Source organism: Cupriavidus phytohabitans, from assembly GCF_000426345.1.
Taxonomy (GTDB): domain Bacteria; phylum Pseudomonadota; class Gammaproteobacteria; order Burkholderiales; family Burkholderiaceae; genus Cupriavidus.
The window spans coordinates 122,417-139,901 of the sequence record NZ_AUFE01000006.1; the positions used below are offsets into that span (position 1 = coordinate 122,417).

Here is a 17,485-nt window from a genome sequence, read left to right on the forward strand (position 1 = left end):
CGCAAGCGCGGGGGCCTGCGATTACTGGTTGTCCTGGCCGAGCTTGGCCTTCAGCAGGGCGCCGAGGTTGGTCGTGCCAGCCGTGCCGGTGTCAGCCTGGAACTTCTGCATCGCTTCCTGCTGCTCTGCGCTGTCCTTGGCCTTGATCGACAGGTTGATGTTGCGCGACTTGCGGTCGACGTTCACCACCAGGGCGGTGATCTGCTCGCCTTCCTTCAGCACGTTGCGGGCATCTTCCACGCGGTCAGCGGAGATTTCCGATGCACGCAGGTAGCCTTCCACGTCGTCAGCCAGCTGGACCACGGCGCCCTTGGCGTCAACGGCCTTGATAGTGCCGGTAACGAGCGAGCCCTTGTCGTTGGCCGAGATGAAGTTGTTGAACGGATCGCCCGACAGCTGCTTGATGCCCAGCGAGATGCGCTCCTTGTCGACGTCGATGCCCAGAACCACGGCTTCGACTTCGTCGCCCTTCTTGTACTTGCGCACGGCCTCTTCGCCGGACTCTTGCCAGGACAGGTCGGACAGGTGCACCAGGCCGTCGATGCCACCAGGCAGGCCGATGAACACGCCGAAGTCGGTGATCGACTTGATCTGGCCGCTCAGCTTGTCGCCCTTCTTCTGGTTACGCGAGAAATCGTCCCACGGGTTGGCCTTGCACTGCTTCATGCCCAGGCTGATACGACGCTTGTCTTCGTCGATATCCAGGACCATGACTTCCACTTCGTCGCCCAGCTGGACAACCTTGGACGGGGCAACGTTCTTGTTGGTCCAGTCCATTTCCGACACGTGCACCAGGCCTTCGATGCCGGCTTCGATCTCGACGAACGCGCCGTAGTCGGTCAGGTTGGTCACCTTGCCGAACAGGCGGGTGCCTTGCGGGTAGCGGCGCGAGATGCCGACCCACGGATCTTCGCCCAGCTGCTTCACGCCCAGCGAGACGCGGTTCTTTTCCTGGTCGAACTTGAGGATCTTGGCGGTGATTTCCTGGCCAACCGAGAGCACTTCGCTCGGGTGGCGGACACGGCGCCAGGCCAGGTCGGTGATGTGCAGCAGGCCGTCGATGCCGCCCAGGTCAACGAACGCACCGTAGTCGGTGATGTTCTTGACGATACCGTTGACGATGGCGCCTTCCTTCAGGGTTTCCATCAGCTTCTGGCGCTCTTCGCCCAGCGTGGCTTCGACCACGGCACGGCGCGACAGCACAACGTTGTTGCGCTTGCGGTCCAGCTTGATGACCTTGAATTCCAGGGTCTTGCCTTCGTACGGGGTGGTGTCCTTGATCGGACGCACGTCAACCAGCGAGCCCGGCAGGAACGCGCGGATGCCGTTGACCATGACGGTCAGGCCGCCCTTGACCTTGCCGGTCACGGTACCCGAGATGATCTCGCCGTCTTCCAGCGCCTTCTCGAGGTTCAGCCACGATGCCAGGCGCTTGGCCTTGTCGCGGGACAGGATGGTGTCGCCATAGCCGTTCTCGAGTGCGTCGATGGCCACGGAGACGTAGTCGCCGGCCTGCACTTCGAGTTCGCCCTGGTCGTTCAGGAACTCCTCCACCGGCACAAATGCCTCGGACTTGAGGCCGGCGTTGACGACCACGAAGTTGTGGTCGATGCGCACGACTTCAGCGGAGATCACTTCGCCAGCCTTCATATTGGAGCGGGCGATCGATTCCTCGAACAGTGCGGCAAAGGATTCGTTAGTTTGCAGGTCGGACATAAACGTAAGGTGAAATCCGCAGTACGCTGGCCGGCGCGACTATCGCGCTCAGTCTGCCAGTGCAGCGGGGTCAGGTTTCACAAAAGCCAGCGCCGGGCCGATCAGGCATGTCCGGGCTGGCGCCAGCCGGTGCGGGCGAGGTCCGTTCACTTGTCATGCGTCCGATGCATTCATGCATCGGACCGCACAGCGGCAAACCACTCCAGCACCTGCGCCACTGCCTGATCCACCGTCATGTCGGAGGTATCGAGCAGCTTTGCATCCTCGGCGGGACGCAGCGGTGCGGCCGCGCGGTTGCGATCCCGCGCGTCGCGCGCCTCGAGGTCACGCAAAAGGTCTTCGATATTAGCAGAAATTCCCTTATCAATCAATTGTTTATAGCGCCTGCGAGCACGCGCCTCGACACTTGCCGTCAGGAACACTTTCAGTTGGGCGTCCGGGAAGATCACGGTGCCCATGTCGCGGCCATCGGCGACCAGCCCGGGCAGCTTGCGGAAATCGCGCTGCAACTGGGTCAGCGCGTCGCGCACCGGCTGGTGCACGGCAATGGCCGAGGCGCGGTTGCCGATGGCCTCGGCCCGGATCGCCAGGCTGACTTCCTCGCCCTGCAGCCAGACCCGGTCAGGGCCGAACTTCACTTCGAGGCGGGAAGCGACCTTTGCAAGGGTGTCCACGTCGGCCAGGTCAACGCCGGCGCGATCGCTTGCCAACGCCACCAGCCGGTACAGGGCCCCGCTGTCGAGCAGATGGAAGCCCACCGCATCGGCGACCTTGTGTGCAACCGTACCCTTGCCGGAAGCGGTCGGCCCGTCAATGGCGATGACGTTGACAATAGTCATTGGTTATGACACTCAAAGAAACGATTTATTGTTAAGGCAACTGAGAATCATTATTATTTGATTCACGGTGCTTTGCCGCATTGCGGTGCGCACCCTCCAGTTTTCGATCGCGAGGCAATCTACCATGGCAAAAACCCTGACGTTCGGCATCATGCACCTCGGCATCGCTTTCAGCGTGACGTATGCGCTGACCGGCAGCATTGCCATCAGCGGCGCCGTCACGTTCATCGAACCGGCCGTCAATACCGTGGCCCACTACTTCTTCGATCGCTACTGGGAACGGCGCGAGCGCCGCCATGCGGCCGCCGTCCCTGCAGCAACCAGCACCCCGGCAACGCCCGGAGATCTGGTCAGCGCGTAACGCCGGCAAAGACGCTGAAGTAGTCCGGGAACGTCTTTGCCACGCAGCCTGGGTCGTTGATCCGCACTGGCAGCGGTCCGAATGCGGCCAGCGAGAAACACATCGCCATGCGATGGTCATCATAGGTGCCAATGCCGTCGGCCGGGGTCTGCCAGGCGGGCGGCGGCGTCACACGCAGATAGTCCGCCCCTTCTTCCACGACTGCGCCCAGCTTGCGCAGTTCCGTTGCCATCGCGGCGATCCGGTCGGTTTCCTTGACGCGCCAGCTGGCGATATTGGTCAGTGTCGTGGTGCCTTCGGCAAACAGCGCCGCCACCGCCAGCGTCATTGCCGCATCCGGGATGTGGTTGCAGTCCAGCTCGATGCCGTGCAGGCGGCCGTCTTCGCGTTCCGTACCGCGCACTTCGATCCAGTTGTCGCCGGCCATGATGTTAGCGCCCATGCGGTTGAGCGCATCGGCAAAGCGCACGTCGCCCTGGATGCTGGACATGCCCACGCCCTCCACCCGCACCGGCCCGCCGCCGATTGCGCCGGCCGCCAGGAAATACGATGCCGAGGAGGCATCGCCCTCCACATAAATCTCGCCGGGCGACATGTAGGCCGCGCCCGCCGGTAGCACGAAGCGCTCCCAGCCCTGCCGCTCGACCTGGATGCCGAAGCGCGCCAGCAGGTTCAGCGTGATCTCGATATAGGGCTTGGAGATCAGCTCGCCCACCACCTCGATCTCGATCCGGCCGCTGTTGCTTTGCGCCATCGGAAGGCTCATCAGCAACGCGGTCAGGAACTGGCTCGACACATCGCCGCGCACGCGGATCGGCGCGTCGATGCGGATGCCGGCCGGCTGGATATGCAGCGGCGGGAAGCCTTCGTTGCCGAGGTAGTCGATCACCGCGCCGATCTGGCGGAGGCCGTCGACCAGGTCGCCGATCGGGCGCTCGTGCATGCGCGGCACGCCCGACAGCTTGTAGCTGCCTCCCTGCAGCGCCAGCGCTGCCGTCAGCGGGCGGATCGCCGTGCCGGCATTGCCCATGAACAGCTCGGCCGATTTGTTCGGGAAGTTCCCGCCGGCGCCGGTGACGATGTAGTCGGCGCCGTCCTGCCGCCATACCACGCCCAGCGTGCGCAGCGCCTGCAGCATCACGCGGGTGTCGTCGGAATCGAGCAGGTCGCGCACGCGGGTTTCGCCGCTGGCCAGCGCGGCCAGCAGCAGCACGCGGTTGGAGATGCTCTTCGAGCCCGGCAGCCGCACGGTGCCGGTGGCGCGGGTCAGGGGGCCTAGCGTCAGGTGTTCCATGGTCTCGGAGGGCGCCGGGGCGCCGCGGTAAGGCAAATTCAGCGATTCAGTCGCGGCGCGGCAGCGTGCCGCGCCCGCGCTGTCTTGTGGTTCGATACTACGGTTCTACGGTTCGATATGGTTGTTGCCCGCGGCGCGTTCTGCGCCCCAGGCCAGCCGGGTCTTGCTGGCGCGCGTGAAGATGCGTTCGAGCGCGTCGCCGTCGCCCTTCTCGATCTGTGTCTTCAGGTGCGCGAGCACCGACTGGTAGGTATTGAGTTCGCGCAACAACGCATCACGGTTGGCCACGCAGATGTCGCGCCACATTTCCGGCGACGACGCCGCGATGCGCGTGAAATCGCGAAAGCCGCCACCGGCGAAATCCAGTTTCAACTCGGCGTCTTCGGCATTGGCCACCTGCGCCACCAGCGCGTACGACAGCACGTGCGGCAAGTGGCTGACCGACGCGAACACCGCGTCGTGCTGCACCGCCGACATCACGTGGCATTGCGCGCCGGCGCTTTCCCACATCGCGCGGACGGCAGCGACATCATCGCGAGAATTCTCCTGCAATGGGCACAGCACGGTTTTCTTGCCGACGTAGAGGTCGGGGAGCGCCGCTTCCACGCCGTTGAGTTCGCGCCCGGCGATGGGGTGTGCCGGCACGAACTGCGCGGCCTTGTCGCCAAGCGCGGTCTTGGCCGCCATGATCACGTCGGACTTGGTGCTGCCCGCGTCGGTGACGATGGTGCCGGGCTGCAGGTGCGGCTCGAGCGCATGCAGCAGTGCGAAATTCTGCGCCACTGGCGTGCACAGCACGATCACGCTGGCGCCACGAGCAGCATCGGCCAGCGTCGCCGCTTCGTCGATCACGCCAAGGTCCAGCGCCTTCTGCAACGACGCGGGCGACCGGCCCACGCCGACCACCGTGCCCGCCACGCCGGCGCGCTTGAGCGCCAGCGCGAGCGAGCCGCCGATCAGGCCGACGCCGACAATGACAACACGGGAAAAATGCAAAGCACTCACGATTTCAGGCCCGACGGGCAGTGGCTCGGCCGGGCCGAGCGATAGCAAAAAGGCACGGCGCCGGGCACACCGGCCCGGCGCGAAACGCCGCGATTGTAGCGGGGCTCAAGAACCCGTTTCATAATGAAAAAGAGGCGCGAAGGCTGCTGCCGGGCCGCAGGGCTAGGCGTGGCCGACGCGGCGTGGTTATTCCACGCAAGGAGGCCACAACAACGCCATGCGGCCCGGCAGCAGCCTTCCCTTCGGGTTCAGGCCAGGCGCGGCGCATGCGTTGTTGCGGGCCTTGACCTTGGAATAACCAAGGCCGGCGGCCCACGCCTAGCCTGCGCCGCGCCTGGCCTGAACGCGTCCCCTTTTTCATTATGAAACGGGTTCTAAGCCAGCGCCCGCTCCAGTGCCGCAATGAAGGCAGCGTTTTCCTCGGGCAGGCCGATGGTCACGCGCAGCCAGCGCGGCAGGTTGTAGTTACCCACCGGGCGCACGATCACGCCCTGCTTCAGCAAGGCCAGGTTGACGCGCGCACCGGCACCGTCGTCATCGCCGACGCGGACCAGCACGAAGTTGCCCGACGATGGCACGTATTCCAGCCCGAGACGATCGCAGGCCTCGACCAGCTGCGCCTTGCCCGCGCGGTTCAGCTCCGCGCTGCGGCGCAGGAACTCGGCATCGCCCAGCGCGGCAATCGCCGCTGCCTGCGCCACGCTGTTGACATTGAACGGCTGGCGGATGCGGTTGAGCAGATCGGTCAATGCCGGCTGCGCCACCGCATAGCCGATGCGCAGTCCCGCCAGGCCATACGCCTTGGAGAAGGTGCGCGAGACCATCAGGTTGGGATAGCGGCGCACCCACTCGATCGAATCGTATTGCTGATCGGCATCCAGGTATTCGTTGTAGGCCTCGTCCAGCACGACCACCACGTTTGGAGGCACCACCCGCAGGAAGGCTTCGATCTGCGCAGCCGGCAGGAAGGTGCCGGTGGGGTTGTTGGGGTTGGCGATAAAGACCAGCCGCGTATCCGGCGCGATCGCAGCACCCATGGCATCGAGATCGTGGCCATAGGCGCGCGCAGGGACTTCAATGGCCCGTGCGCCGATCTCCTGTGTCGCCAGCGCATAGACCGCGAACGAGTACTCGGCATAGACGATCGACTGGCCGGGCTCGACCAGCGCATGCGCCGCCAGCTCCAGAATATCGTTGCTGCCGTTGCCGAGCGTGAGCCAGTCGTCCGGCACGCCGAAACGCGCCGACAACGCGGCCTTCAGCGCAAAGCAGTTCGAATCGGGGTAGCGTCCCAGCTCAGCCACAGCGGCAGCGACGGCGCGCTGCGCGGAGGCCGGCATGCCCAGCGGGTTCTCGTTGGAGGCAAGCTTGATAATGCCGGCCTCGTCCAGCCCGAACTCGCGCGCGACTTCCGAAATCGGCTTGCCGGCCACATACGGCGAGATCGCCCGCACATAGTCCGGCCCGAACACCGTGCCGCCCTGCTTACCCTGCTCCGCCATCTCGTCTCCTTGCTACGGTTGCGCTGACCTTACTTGTTCACCTTACTTGCTCGACGGATACGAGCCCAGCACCTTCAGATAGGCCGCGTTGCGGCGCAGTTCGTCGATGGCACGCGCCACCGCCGGCTCATTTTGGTGCCCTTCGACGTCGACGTAGAAGTAGTACTCCCAGGCACCGCTGCGCGCCGGACGCGATTCGAAGCGGCACATCGACACGCCGTTCTCGGCCAGCGGCGCGAGCAGCTGGTACACCGCGCCGGCCTTGTTCGGCACCGACAGGATCAATGAGGTCTGGTCGCTGCCCGATGGCTCGGTCTCGTAGCGGCCGATCACGGCAAAACGCGTGCGGTTGTGCGGATCGTCCTGGATATGCGTGCGCACCAGGTGCAGGTGGTAGCGGTTGGCGGCGGATTCGCCGGCGATCGCCGCGACGGTCGGATCCTCGCTGGCCATGCGCGCCGCTTCGGCATTGCTCGATACCGCCTGGCGCTCCAGGTGCGGATAGTTGGCGGTCAGCCAGTGCTGGCACTGCGCCAGCGCCTGCGCGTGCGCGCGCACCACGGTCACGCCCTTCATGTCGGGCGTGGATGCCATCAGGTTGTGGTGAACCTTCAGCGCGATCTCGCCGCTGATCTTCAGCGACGTCTGCAGGAACAGATCGAGCGTGCGCGACACGGCGCCCTCGGTCGAATTTTCCACCGGCACCACGCCGTACTCGACAGTACCCGCCTCCACCGCGCGGAACACTTCGTCGATGCTGGGGCAAGGCACGCCGCTCACTTCATGGCCGAAGTGCGCAAACAGCGCCTGCTCGGAGAAGGTGCCGGCCGGGCCCAGGAAAGCGACCTCCAGCGGCTTCTCCAGCCCGCGGCAGGCGGACATCACCTCGCGCCAGATCGCTGCCACGCTCTCGCCCAGCAGCGGACCCGGGTTGGCGCCCTGCACCTTGCGGATGACCTGAAGTTCGCGCTCGGGGCGGAACACCGGCGCGCCATACTTTTTCTTGACCTCGCCGACCTCGAGCGCGAGCCTGGCGCGCTGGTTCAGCATGGCCAGCAGTTCGCGGTCCACCGTGTCGATCTGCTCGCGCAGCGGCGCCAGCTCGACCGACAGGTTGCGTTCGGCCTCGCTCTGGTGATTGCCGTTGGGCTGCGTCTCCTCGTGCGCAGGGGTGCTGTCTTGACTTGTCATTGTATGAATCCGGTGGGCCGCCGGGGCGCGGCGGCCGGGGAAAAACCTGTCCGCGACAGCCGCCGCGCGCAATGGCGCGCAGGCTGTGTCGCAGCTACGCACCTCAGGCCGAGGTGCGTTCGAACTCGCGCATGAAATCGATCAGCGCCGTCACGCCTTCCAGCGGCATCGCGTTGTAGATGCTGGCGCGCATGCCGCCCACGGTCTTGTGTCCCTTGAGCTGTACCAGGCCATTGGCGCGTGCCTGCGCCAGGAAAGCATCGTTGCGCGATTCGTCGCCGAGGAAGAACGGCACGTTCATGCGCGAACGGCAGCTCGGATCGATCTCGTTGCGGTAGAAGTCGCTCTGGTCCAGAAAATCGTACAGCGCGGTAGCCTTGGCGATGTTGCGCTGCTCGATTGCCGGAACGCCGCCCTGGCGCTTGAGCCATTTGAAGACCAGCCCGGCGATGTAGATGGCGTAAGTTGGCGGCGTGTTGTACATCGAGTTGTGCTCCGCCACCTGGCGCCAGTTGAATGCCGACGGGCACAGCGGATGCGCATGGCCAAGCAGGTCCTCGCGCACGATCACGATGGTGACCCCGGCCGGGCCGATGTTCTTCTGCGCGCCGCCGTAGACCACCTGCACGCGCGACCAGTCGATCGGGCGCGACAGGATATGGCTGGAGGCATCGGCCACCACCACGCGCTTGCCCTTGACCTGGCCGATATCGGGAATGTCCTGGAACTCCACGCCAACGATGGTCTCGTTGGTGCACAGGTGCACGTACGCGGCGTCATCCGACAGCTTCCAGTCGGCAACAGCGGGAATTCGGTGGAATTTTTCCGCCTCGTTGGACGCGGCGATATTGACCGCGCCGAAGCGGCGCGCTTCCTGCTCGGTCTTGATCGACCAGGTGCCGGTGACGACGAAATCGGCCTTGGGCTGCTCTGCATTGCGCAGCCGCATCAGGTTCAGCGGCACGATGCCGTTTTCGCCGATGGCCCCGCCCTGCAGGAACAGCACGCGGAAATTGTCGGGGATATGCAGCAGCTCGCGCAGATCGGCGATGGCCTCGTTGTGGATGCCCTCGAACTCACGGCTGCGATGGCTCATTTCCATCACGGAAACCCCCGTCCCGCGCCATGACAGCATTTCCTCGGCAGCCTGCTGCAGCACTTCGGCCGGCAACATGGCCGGGCCCGGGGAGAAGTTGTAGACGCGTTCGGCCAATGCACGCTGCATCATGCCGGCAAGTGCGGGATTCTGGGGATCGTTCATGAGACGGGAAAAGGAAAAATGGCTGCCGGAGTTACCCAAGCAGCCATTATCCCTCAAACCTGCGCCCGGTTGGGCGCCCGGGGCCGGACCCCGGCGCCGCACCGGCCCGCGCGAGGCGGCCAGAACGGCGCACTGCGGCGCATTGCCTCAGTCCGGCCCGGCGGCGAAGATCACTTCGACGCGGCGGTGATTTCCTTCTCGGCGGCGTCGCGCATCGACTTGCCGACCTGCGGGCCGTACTTCTGCATCATCGAGCCCCAGATCTCCTGGGTCGCCTTGCCCTGGTTGGCCATGAACTTCTGGCCGGTCGGCGACTTCAGGAACGTGGTCAGGTCCTTCAGTTCCTGCGTGGAGTAGTACTTGCCGAAGGCGTCATAGTGGGCCTGGATGGCATCCTTGCGGAAACCGTCGGTATTGAATGCCGTGCCGGCGCCATCGACCATGCGCTGGACCGCGCCGTTCTTCTTCAGCTTTTCAACCGCGGCCTGCTTCTGCTTGTCGCTCAGGGTCTTGTTCTCGACCAGAACCTGCTCCAGCACCAGCGGGGCTTCCTGCTTGGCACCTTGCTGCCAGTTTTCTGCCTGGCCCTTGACGGCCTGGTCAGCCTGCATGACGGAAAGCAGTTCCTTGATGGCTGCCGTCTTTTCCGCGTCCTGTGCATGGGCATGCTGCGCCACCATGAAGGTCGGAACGAAAGCGGCCAGAACAGCGATACGTCGATAGGTTTTGAGCATTGTGACTCCCTGGTAAATACGTCCGTTTTAGTCCGGACAGCCGCAAGTCGAGTTCCGGCTGACGTCCTGTTGTTGCAACAATTTACGTTTTAACGCGTGGTGGGGCCATTTGGTTACGAATTGGCGTCGGCATCGGCATTACCGCCCGCCTCTTCCGTCTCTTCAGGGCTGGCGCCATTGTCGGCGTCGCTCTCGACAATGCGCTGCAGGCCGGACAGCTTGGTGCCCTCGTCGACGTTGATCAGCGTGACGCCCTGTGTGGCGCGGCCCATCTCGCGGATTTCACCAACACGGGTGCGGATCAGCACGCCCCCGGTGGTGATCAGCATGATTTCGTCTTCCGGCGAAACCAGCGCCGCCGCCACCACGCGGCCGTTACGCTCGCTGGTCTGGATCGCGATCATGCCCTTGGTGCCGCGGCCGTGTCGAGTGTACTCGGCGATCGGTGTGCGCTTGCCGTAGCCGTTCTCGGTCGCGGTCAGCACGCTGCCGCGGCCGCCCGTCTCGGCTTCCTCGGCGGTTTCCGCCGGCGCCACCAGCATGGCGATCACAGCCTGGCCGTCTTCGAGATTCATGCCGCGCACGCCACGGGCCTGCCGCCCCATGGGGCGAACGTCGTTCTCATCGAAACGCACCGCCTTGCCGGCATCGGAGAACAGCATCACGTCGTGCTGGCCGTCGGTCACGGCAGCACCGATCAGGTAGTCGCCGTCATCCAGGTCGACCGCGATGATGCCGGCCTTGCGCGGGTTGGAGAACTCGGTCAGCGCGGTCTTCTTGACCGTGCCGCGGGCAGTGGTCATGAAGATAAAGTGCTCGGCGTCGAACTGGCGCACCGGCAGGATCACATTGATCTTTTCGCCGTCCGACAGCGGGAACATATTGACGATCGGACGGCCGCGCGAGTTGCGCGAGCCCTGCGGCACCTCATAGACCTTCAGCCAGTACAGCCGGCCGCGGTTCGAGAAGCACAGGATGTAGTCGTGGGTGTTGGCCACGAACAGGGTATCGATCCAGTCGTCTTCCTTGGTTGCCGCCGCCTGCTTGCCGCGACCACCGCGTTTTTGCGCGCGGTACTCGGAGATCGGCTGGCTCTTCATATAGCCGCTGTGGGACAGGGTGACCACCATGTCCTGCGGCGTGATCAGGTCCTCGGTGTCGAGCTCGGTCGCGTTCAGTTCGATCTGCGAACGGCGGTCATCGCCGAATTCGGCGCGAATGGCAGTCAGTTCGTCGGTGATGATCGCGGTAATGCGTTCCGGACGCGCCAGGATATCGAGCAGGTCGGCGATTTCCGCCATGATGTCGCGGTATTCCTGGACGATCTTGTCCTGTTCCAGCCCGGTGAGGCGTTGCAGGCGCATTTGCAGGATTTCCTGCGCCTGGCTGTCGGACAGCTTGTACAGGCCGTCAGCCTGCATGCCGAATACCGCCGGCAGGCCGTCCGGCCGGTACGATGCACGGCCGCCCGGGGTTTCGCCTTCGGCCCGTGCCAGCATCTCGCGGACCAGGCTGGAATCCCAGGCCTTGGACATCAGTTCCTGCTTGGCGATCGGCGGCGTCGGCGCGGCCTTGATGATGGCGATGAACTCGTCGATGTTCGCCAGCGCCACGGCCAGGCCTTCGAGCACATGGCCGCGCTCGCGCGCCTTGCGCAGTTCGAACACGGTGCGGCGGGTCACGACCTCGCGGCGGTGCGCGAGGAAGTATTCCAGCATCTGCTTCAGGTTCAGCAGGCGCGGCTGGCGGTCGACCAGCGCCACCATGTTCATGCCGAAGGTGTCCTGCAGCTGGGTGTTCTTATATAGGTTGTTGAGGACGACCTCGGGAACCTCGTTGCGCTTGAGTTCGATCACCACGCGCATGCCGGACTTGTCGGATTCGTCGCGGATATCCGAGATGCCCTCGATCTTCTTCTCAGTGACCAGCTCGGCGATGCGCTCCAGCAGAGTGCGCTTGTTCACCTGGTAGGGCAGCTCGTCGACGATGATTGCCTGGCGCTGGCCCCGGTCGATGTCCTCGAAGTGCGTCTTGGCGCGCATGACCACGCGGCCGCGGCCGGTGCGATAGCCCTCGCGCACGCCCTGGATGCCATAGATAATGCCGGCGGTGGGAAAATCCGGCGCCGGAATCAATTCAATCAGTTCATCCACCGTCGCCTGCGGATTGCGCAGCAGATGCAGGCAGCCGTCGACGATTTCATTCAGGTTATGCGGCGGGATATTGGTGGCCATACCCACTGCAATACCCGAGGAACCGTTGATTAGCAGATTGGGAATACGGGCCGGGAGAATAGAAGGCTCTTTTTCAGAGCCGTCATAGTTGCTGTCGAAATCGACGGTTTCCTTGTCGATATCGTGCAGCATCTCGTGGGCGATTTTCGACAGGCGGATTTCGGTATAACGCATGGCCGCGGCGTTATCGCCATCGACCGATCCGAAATTGCCCTGCCCGTCCACCAGCATGTAACGCAGGGAAAAGTCCTGCGCCATGCGGACAATGGTGTCGTATACAGCAGTGTCGCCGTGAGGGTGATACTTACCGATCACATCCCCGACGATACGGGCCGACTTCTTGTACGGACGGTTCCAATCGTTGTTGAGCTCGTGCATCGCATACAGCACGCGCCGGTGCACCGGTTTCAGGCCGTCCCGCACATCGGGAAGCGCGCGCCCCACGATCACGCTCATGGCGTAGTCGAGATAGGAGCGGCGCATTTCCTCTTCGAGGGAGACCGGAAGGGTTTCTTTTGCGAATGGATCCATTGCGGCGTGTTTTATGCGGCAGGTTTAAGCGAATGACAGGCCCTTTTTCACGTGGCGCGGGCAGGCGCCTGACGGCTGGGCAACGTGGCATTCTAACATGCCGGCACCCCCGGCTTACGGCGCCCGGACAGCCCTCCCGGAGCCGGCCGGCGGCTCTGCCCGAATCCCGGAAACCCTGATGCCACAAGGCTTTGCGGGCGACACAAGACCCATGTTGCACAAACACCACAGGCCCAAAACCCGTGGGGCGAATCGAATATATTTACTTCTTAGGAAACGACCCTTGTGGCACAATTCCCCAGCGAAGAGCCAGACATTGTTCGAAGTGGAGCATACACCACATCGAGAATGTTATACTCCGAAGAATGTATGACTTGTTTTCGTCCATTTGCTCGCAGTAACCCTGCGGTGATCTCATCCTGAGAGGAGAAATATGAAAAAATTTGCCAAGCTCGCGCTCGTTGCAGCTACCGCAGTAATGGCTGCATCCGCTCAAGCCCAGTCCGTCCCCTACGAAAAGAAGGCAGTGAACGATAACTGGGGCAACGGTACGAGCGAGTACGTGTGGAAGAATGGCACGAACGAGCTCTGCTGGCGCGACAGCTCCTGGACTCCGGCCACCGCCAACGCCCTGTGCGACGGCGCCCTGGCTCCCGCAGCACCGGCCCCGGCACCGGCTCCGGTGGCTCCGCCGGTCGTCTCGAGCGAGAAGGTCACTTTCGCTGCTGACACCCTGTTCGACTTCGACAAGGCCGTGCTGAAGCCCGAAGGCAAGGCCAAGCTGGACGACCTGGTCTCGAAGCTGCAAGGCATCACCCTGGAAGTCATCATCGCCGTTGGCCACACCGACTCGTTCGGTTCGGACAAGTACAACGATCGCCTGTCGATCCGCCGTGCTGAATCGGTCAAGGCTTACCTGGTGAGCAAGGGCGTTGAAGCCAACCGCGTCTACACCGAAGGCAAGGGCAAGCGCCAGCTGAAGGTCGATCCGAAGTCGTGCAAGGGCAACCGCAAGGCCCAGATCGCCTGCCAGCAGCCGAACCGCCGCGTGGAAGTCGAAGTGGTCGGCACCCGCAGCGCACGTTAATCGGATCCTTTCCGATCAAGAAAGCCCAGCGCAAGCTGGGCTTTTTTTTTGATACAGTTGCCCACACACCTCCTCCGCCGGCGTGGGCAGTTGCCGCCGGCCCGCATACGATGACGTTGCCTTCCCAGACCCTGTCCGCCCATCCCGATCCGCTGCGCCGGAACGCCGACCCCAAGGAAATCGACAAGTTCAGCGAGCTGGCCCACCACTGGTGGGATCCCGAGAGCGAGTTCAAGCCATTGCACGAACTCAATCCGCTGCGCCTGGGCTGGATCGACGGGCTCGCCGGCCTGGCCGGCAAGCGCGTGGTCGACGTGGGTTGCGGCGGCGGCATCCTGTCCGAGAGCATGGCACGCCTTGGCGCGACCGTGCGCGGCATCGATCTCTCCAGCAAGGCGCTGAAGGTCGCGGACCTGCACAGCCTGGAGTCCGGCGTTGCCGTGACCTATGAGGAGATCGCGGCAGAAGCGCTGGCGGCGCGCGAGCCCGCCAGTGTGGATATCGTAACCTGCATGGAGATGCTGGAACACGTACCGGACCCGGCCTCCATCGTGCAAGCCTGCGCGACGCTGGTGAAGCCGGGTGGCCACGTCTTCTTCTCGACCATCAACCGCAACCTGAAGGCATACCTGCTGGCCATCGTGGGTGCGGAGTATGTATTGAACATGCTGCCGCGCGGCACGCACGACTATGACAAGTTCATCACGCCATCCGAGCTGGCGCGCTTTGCGCGCAATGCCGGGCTGGATCTGATAGAGATGCGCGGCATGACCTACAACCCGCTGTCGCAGGTCTATGCGCTGGGCCGCGATACGGATGTGAATTACATGATGGCGTTCCGCCGGGTGGCCGCATGAGCGGGGGCATCGCGGGCGTCTTCTTTGACCTGGACGGAACGCTGGCGGACACGGCCCCCGACCTGGCCGCCGCGGCCAACCGGCTCGTGATCGAGCGCGGCCGCCCGCCTGTGGCGTATGAGAAGCTGCGCCCGGTCGCCTCGCATGGCGCGCGCGGCCTGCTCGGCGCGGCTTTCGGGCTGGCGCCGGAAGACGTGGAGTTTCCGGCGCTGCGGGATATCTTTCTCGACTACTACGAAGCCGACATCGCCGTCCACACGCGCCTGTTCGACGGCATGCCGCAGGTCCTGTCGGCACTGGAAGCGGCCGGCATCCCCTGGGGCATCGTCACCAACAAGATCGCGCGCTTCACGGTGCCGCTGGTCGCCGCCATCGGGCTCGCGCCGCGCGCCAGTGCCGTGGTCAGCGGCGACACCACGGCCCATGCCAAGCCCCACCCTGCCCCGCTGCTGCACGCCGCGGCGAGCGCAGGCGTCGATCCGTGCCGCTGCGTGTACGTCGGCGACGACCTGCGCGACATCCAGGCAGGCAAGGCCGCCGGCATGATCACGGTCACGGCAGCCTATGGCTACTGCGGCGATGGCGAGCCGCCGGAGGCCTGGGGCGCCGACCACCTGGTGCGCCATCCGTCCGAACTGATTCCCCTGCTGGTGCCCGCAGCCGTCAGCTAGCGATGTGGCGGCCGACGCACGGGTGGCCGGTATGGAACTACCCGAGACACTTTCCATCCAACCGGGTACAATCCAGCTTCTTCTCACTGGGGCCGACCTGGTTTCGACGTGGGTTACAAAGCAGTGGAGGGCATACCGAGGACCCGTCACCTCGTTAATCAATGGGAATGCAATAACTGCTAACGACGAACGTTACGCACTGGCAGCCTAAGGGCCGCCGTCCTCGCACTGGCTCGCTGACGGGCTAGGGTCGCAAGACCACGCGAGGTCATTTACGTCAGATAAGCTCCGGAAGTGTCACGGGTCCGGGGACGAAAACCTAGTGACTCGCCGTCGTAGAGCGTGTTCGTCCGCGATGCGCCGGTTAAATCAAATGACAGAACTAAGTATGTAGAACTCTCTGTGGAGGGCTTGCGGACGCGGGTTCGATTCCCGCCGGCTCCACCAGTACACCGCACCATCCTCGCTGCGACAGCAGCGCAGGATCCTGAACGGGCCATCTGGCCCGTTTCTTGTGTGAAGTTCTCCCCGCCTCGCGTCTCGCCATGTCAGATCACCCCCGCTTCCTCGTCAACCGCTCCATGGTCGCCCTGGTGCCGGAACAGCCGTTCCTGGACTGGATCCAGGCCGTCGATCCGCAGCCCGTGCCCAACCTCACGCTCGAGCAGGTGCGCGAGGACCAGAGCGTGTTCCTGCTGCCCGACGAGCTTGCCGACTCGCATGACAACGCCGTGCGCTGGGTGGAGAAGCGCTGGCAGGCGTTCTTCGAATTCATGCTGGGCGAGTGGTTCGACGATTCGGCCTGGCCGGAAACGCTGTCGCTGCCTATGTTCCGGGCGTGGTTCAGCGTGCGCTTCCACTCGATGGTGTTCGACATGGTGCCGGAGCTGCCGGTGATGCACGAGGACTGGGACGAAGACGAAGACGGCTCGGACGTACTGCACTAGGCGTACTTCAGCGACGCTCCGATCAGCAGCGCCGGTTTCGGCATGAGCGCCGCAACTGCCGAAATTTTCCCGGTGCATCGGGAATTTTCCGACCTTAGGCGCTGAGCAGTGCGACTACAGTTGGCTCGTCCTCCAACCGGCAAGGCGGCGCCAACTCCAGCCAACGCGAACTGGCAGGCAAGGCCGCCGCCAGCCTCCCGCAATCGCTGAGACCTATGCACAACGCTCTACCCACCGGTACCCGCCTGCTCGGCGCGCTCAAACGCTGGCTTCTGGTGCTCGCGTGCCTGACAGCCCCGCATCTCGCCCATGCCGACTGTACCGCCACGCCCGCCATGCCCTATCTGCAGACCATGAACAATATGGCGGTGGCTGTGAACCTGCCCGTCGGCAGCGCAATTCCGGGTACCGTCCGCTACTACACCTTCACTGGCCAATGCACGGTGACCCCGCCATACGTGGTTGCCGGCGCGCCGATCATTTCCTGCTACTACGGTTCGGGCAGCGAAGTCATGCCGGGCGTCTATTCCACCGGCGTCGCCGGCGTTGGCATCCGGCTGCGCAACGCCTCGGGACAGCCGATGACCAATGCCTGGGGGGTCAATTGCGATACACGCGCCGCCAACCTCGGCACGGTCAATGCGGACATGACCTATTCCGTATCGGTTTCGGTGGAATTCGTGAAGACCGGGGTCATTTCCACCGGCGATCTCGATCCCACGCAGACACGCTTCGGCTTTGGCGTCTACAAGGGCTCGACGGCAGGAGCGCTCGGCGGCGGCTACGTCAACTACATCGGCTTCTCAGGCAGTGCCTCGCCGCGAGAGATTGCCTGCAATGTCAACTACCCCGCCGTGGTGACATTGCCCAACGTCAGCGCCAGTACGCTGGCGACCCAGGGTGCCGCCGGCAATACGCCCTTCTCGATCCAGCTGACCTGCAGCGGAAATGCCATCGTCGGCCTGACATTGGACGGCGCGGGCGGAACCCCGGTGCAATCAGCGCCCAACGGCATACTTGGAATCGCCAATGCGGGGACAAGCGGCAGGGCCAGCGGTGCGGGGGTGCAGATCGTCAACGCCAGTGGCAGCGCGCCCGTGCCGCTTCAAGTACGCAATGCCATGGGCAACATTGCCGCCAACGTGCCTTCCACCTACGGCTTTGGCGCGCGCTATGTCGCCCTGGGCGGCACACCGTCGCCTGGTACGGTGTCGAGTGCCATGATATTTACGCTGGATTACCAGTAGAAACGCGG

The 17,485-nt window shown here is 64.0% G+C and carries 15 protein-coding genes and 1 other RNA gene; 7 read left to right on the forward strand and 9 right to left on the reverse strand.

The window, feature by feature from the left end:
- Positions 1 to 21: 21 nt before the first annotated feature.
- Together rpsA and cmk are read right to left on the reverse strand one after the other, a co-directional pair.
- Positions 22 to 1,716 (reverse strand): 30S ribosomal protein S1, encoded by a 1,695-nt coding sequence (rpsA, locus tag K309_RS0106750; protein WP_029045709.1) that lies wholly within the window; start codon positions 1,714 to 1,716, stop codon positions 22 to 24.
- A 170-nt stretch (positions 1,717 to 1,886) separates the two neighbouring features.
- Positions 1,887 to 2,555, reverse strand: coding sequence for a (d)CMP kinase (cmk, locus tag K309_RS0106755; protein WP_029045710.1), 669 nt, complete (start codon positions 2,553 to 2,555; stop codon positions 1,887 to 1,889).
- Positions 2,556 to 2,679: 124 nt separating this feature from the next.
- Between cmk and K309_RS0106760 the strand changes: the two genes are divergently transcribed.
- Positions 2,680 to 2,916 carry a DUF2061 domain-containing protein gene (locus tag K309_RS0106760; RefSeq protein WP_029045711.1) on the forward strand — a complete coding sequence of 79 codons (237 nt, stop codon included), beginning with the start codon at positions 2,680 to 2,682 and terminating at the stop codon, positions 2,914 to 2,916.
- Here the strand turns inward: K309_RS0106760 and aroA are convergent.
- The 7 genes from aroA to gyrA all read right to left on the reverse strand — a co-directional run bounded on the left by aroA (position 2,906) and on the right by gyrA (position 12,668).
- The gene (gene aroA / locus K309_RS42820) at positions 2,906 to 4,210 is read right to left on the reverse strand and encodes a 3-phosphoshikimate 1-carboxyvinyltransferase (protein ID WP_029045712.1); all 1,305 of its coding nucleotides are present in this window, start codon (positions 4,208 to 4,210) and stop codon (positions 2,906 to 2,908) included. The genes K309_RS0106760 and aroA overlap by 11 nt on opposite strands.
- A 105-nt stretch (positions 4,211 to 4,315) precedes the next feature.
- The gene (locus K309_RS42825; protein ID WP_029045713.1) at positions 4,316 to 5,215 is read right to left on the reverse strand and encodes a prephenate dehydrogenase; all 900 of its coding nucleotides are present in this window, start codon (positions 5,213 to 5,215) and stop codon (positions 4,316 to 4,318) included.
- 374 nt (positions 5,216 to 5,589) lie between these two features.
- On the reverse strand, positions 5,590 to 6,717 hold the full coding sequence (hisC, locus tag K309_RS0106775; protein WP_029045714.1) for a histidinol-phosphate transaminase: 1,128 nt from the start codon (positions 6,715 to 6,717) through the stop codon (positions 5,590 to 5,592).
- 42 nt (positions 6,718 to 6,759) lie between these two features.
- Positions 6,760 to 7,908 (reverse strand): prephenate dehydratase, encoded by a 1,149-nt coding sequence (pheA, locus tag K309_RS0106780; RefSeq protein ID WP_029045715.1) that lies wholly within the window; start codon positions 7,906 to 7,908, stop codon positions 6,760 to 6,762.
- A 103-nt stretch (positions 7,909 to 8,011) separates the two neighbouring features.
- On the reverse strand, positions 8,012 to 9,169 hold the full coding sequence (gene serC, locus K309_RS0106785; protein ID WP_035876948.1) for a 3-phosphoserine/phosphohydroxythreonine transaminase: 1,158 nt from the start codon (positions 9,167 to 9,169) through the stop codon (positions 8,012 to 8,014).
- A 170-nt stretch (positions 9,170 to 9,339) separates the two neighbouring features.
- The gene (locus K309_RS0106790) at positions 9,340 to 9,903 is read right to left on the reverse strand and encodes a DUF2059 domain-containing protein (protein ID WP_029045717.1); all 564 of its coding nucleotides are present in this window, start codon (positions 9,901 to 9,903) and stop codon (positions 9,340 to 9,342) included.
- Between the two features lie 113 nt (positions 9,904 to 10,016).
- Positions 10,017 to 12,668: a DNA gyrase subunit A gene (gene gyrA, locus K309_RS0106795; protein WP_029045718.1), complete on the reverse strand. Its 2,652-nt coding sequence runs from the start codon at positions 12,666 to 12,668 to the stop codon at positions 10,017 to 10,019.
- A 433-nt stretch (positions 12,669 to 13,101) separates the two neighbouring features.
- On the opposite strand from gyrA, the gene ompA reads away from it, so the two are divergent.
- The 6 genes from ompA to K309_RS0106820 all read left to right on the forward strand — a co-directional run bounded on the left by ompA (position 13,102) and on the right by K309_RS0106820 (position 17,477).
- Positions 13,102 to 13,755 carry an outer membrane protein OmpA gene (gene ompA / locus K309_RS0106800; RefSeq protein ID WP_029045719.1) on the forward strand — a complete coding sequence of 218 codons (654 nt, stop codon included), beginning with the start codon at positions 13,102 to 13,104 and terminating at the stop codon, positions 13,753 to 13,755.
- A gap of 110 nt (positions 13,756 to 13,865) precedes the next feature.
- Positions 13,866 to 14,612 carry a bifunctional 2-polyprenyl-6-hydroxyphenol methylase/3-demethylubiquinol 3-O-methyltransferase UbiG gene (gene ubiG, locus K309_RS0106805; protein ID WP_029045720.1) on the forward strand — a complete coding sequence of 249 codons (747 nt, stop codon included), beginning with the start codon at positions 13,866 to 13,868 and terminating at the stop codon, positions 14,610 to 14,612.
- A complete protein-coding gene (gph, locus tag K309_RS0106810; protein ID WP_029045721.1) occupies positions 14,609 to 15,283 on the forward strand; it encodes a phosphoglycolate phosphatase in 675 nt (224 codons plus the stop codon). The genes ubiG and gph overlap by 4 nt, the downstream gene beginning before the upstream one ends.
- Positions 15,284 to 15,371: 88 nt before the next feature.
- Positions 15,372 to 15,730: a transfer-messenger RNA gene (gene ssrA, locus K309_RS39520) on the forward strand.
- Between the two features lie 98 nt (positions 15,731 to 15,828).
- Positions 15,829 to 16,230 carry a hypothetical protein gene (locus K309_RS0106815; protein ID WP_029045722.1) on the forward strand — a complete coding sequence of 134 codons (402 nt, stop codon included), beginning with the start codon at positions 15,829 to 15,831 and terminating at the stop codon, positions 16,228 to 16,230.
- A 215-nt stretch (positions 16,231 to 16,445) separates the two neighbouring features.
- Positions 16,446 to 17,477 carry a fimbrial protein gene (locus tag K309_RS0106820; RefSeq protein WP_051320360.1) on the forward strand — a complete coding sequence of 344 codons (1,032 nt, stop codon included), beginning with the start codon at positions 16,446 to 16,448 and terminating at the stop codon, positions 17,475 to 17,477.
- Positions 17,478 to 17,485: the final 8 nt, after the last annotated feature.

What these genes read in the sequence shown, in the direction of transcription:
- gph (WP_029045721.1), top strand. Translation starts at nt 14,609, where the DNA reads ATGAGCGGGGGCATCGCGGGCGTCTTCTTTGACCTGGACGGAACGCTG.
- cmk (WP_029045710.1), bottom strand. Translation starts at nt 2,555, where the DNA reads ATGACTATTGTCAACGTCATCGCCATTGACGGGCCGACCGCTTCCGGC.
- gyrA (WP_029045718.1), bottom strand. Translation starts at nt 12,668, where the DNA reads ATGGATCCATTCGCAAAAGAAACCCTTCCGGTCTCCCTCGAAGAGGAA.
- ubiG (WP_029045720.1), top strand. Translation starts at nt 13,866, where the DNA reads ATGACGTTGCCTTCCCAGACCCTGTCCGCCCATCCCGATCCGCTGCGC.
- hisC (WP_029045714.1), bottom strand. Translation starts at nt 6,717, where the DNA reads ATGGCGGAGCAGGGTAAGCAGGGCGGCACGGTGTTCGGGCCGGACTAT.
- rpsA (WP_029045709.1), bottom strand. Translation starts at nt 1,716, where the DNA reads ATGTCCGACCTGCAAACTAACGAATCCTTTGCCGCACTGTTCGAGGAA.
- pheA (WP_029045715.1), bottom strand. Translation starts at nt 7,908, where the DNA reads ATGACAAGTCAAGACAGCACCCCTGCGCACGAGGAGACGCAGCCCAAC.
- K309_RS0106815 (WP_029045722.1), top strand. Translation starts at nt 15,829, where the DNA reads ATGTCAGATCACCCCCGCTTCCTCGTCAACCGCTCCATGGTCGCCCTG.
- serC (WP_035876948.1), bottom strand. Translation starts at nt 9,169, where the DNA reads ATGAACGATCCCCAGAATCCCGCACTTGCCGGCATGATGCAGCGTGCA.
- aroA (WP_029045712.1), bottom strand. Translation starts at nt 4,210, where the DNA reads ATGGAACACCTGACGCTAGGCCCCCTGACCCGCGCCACCGGCACCGTG.
- K309_RS0106820 (WP_051320360.1), top strand. Translation starts at nt 16,446, where the DNA reads ATGCACAACGCTCTACCCACCGGTACCCGCCTGCTCGGCGCGCTCAAA.
- K309_RS0106790 (WP_029045717.1), bottom strand. Translation starts at nt 9,903, where the DNA reads ATGCTCAAAACCTATCGACGTATCGCTGTTCTGGCCGCTTTCGTTCCG.
- K309_RS0106760 (WP_029045711.1), top strand. Translation starts at nt 2,680, where the DNA reads ATGGCAAAAACCCTGACGTTCGGCATCATGCACCTCGGCATCGCTTTC.
- ompA (WP_029045719.1), top strand. Translation starts at nt 13,102, where the DNA reads ATGAAAAAATTTGCCAAGCTCGCGCTCGTTGCAGCTACCGCAGTAATG.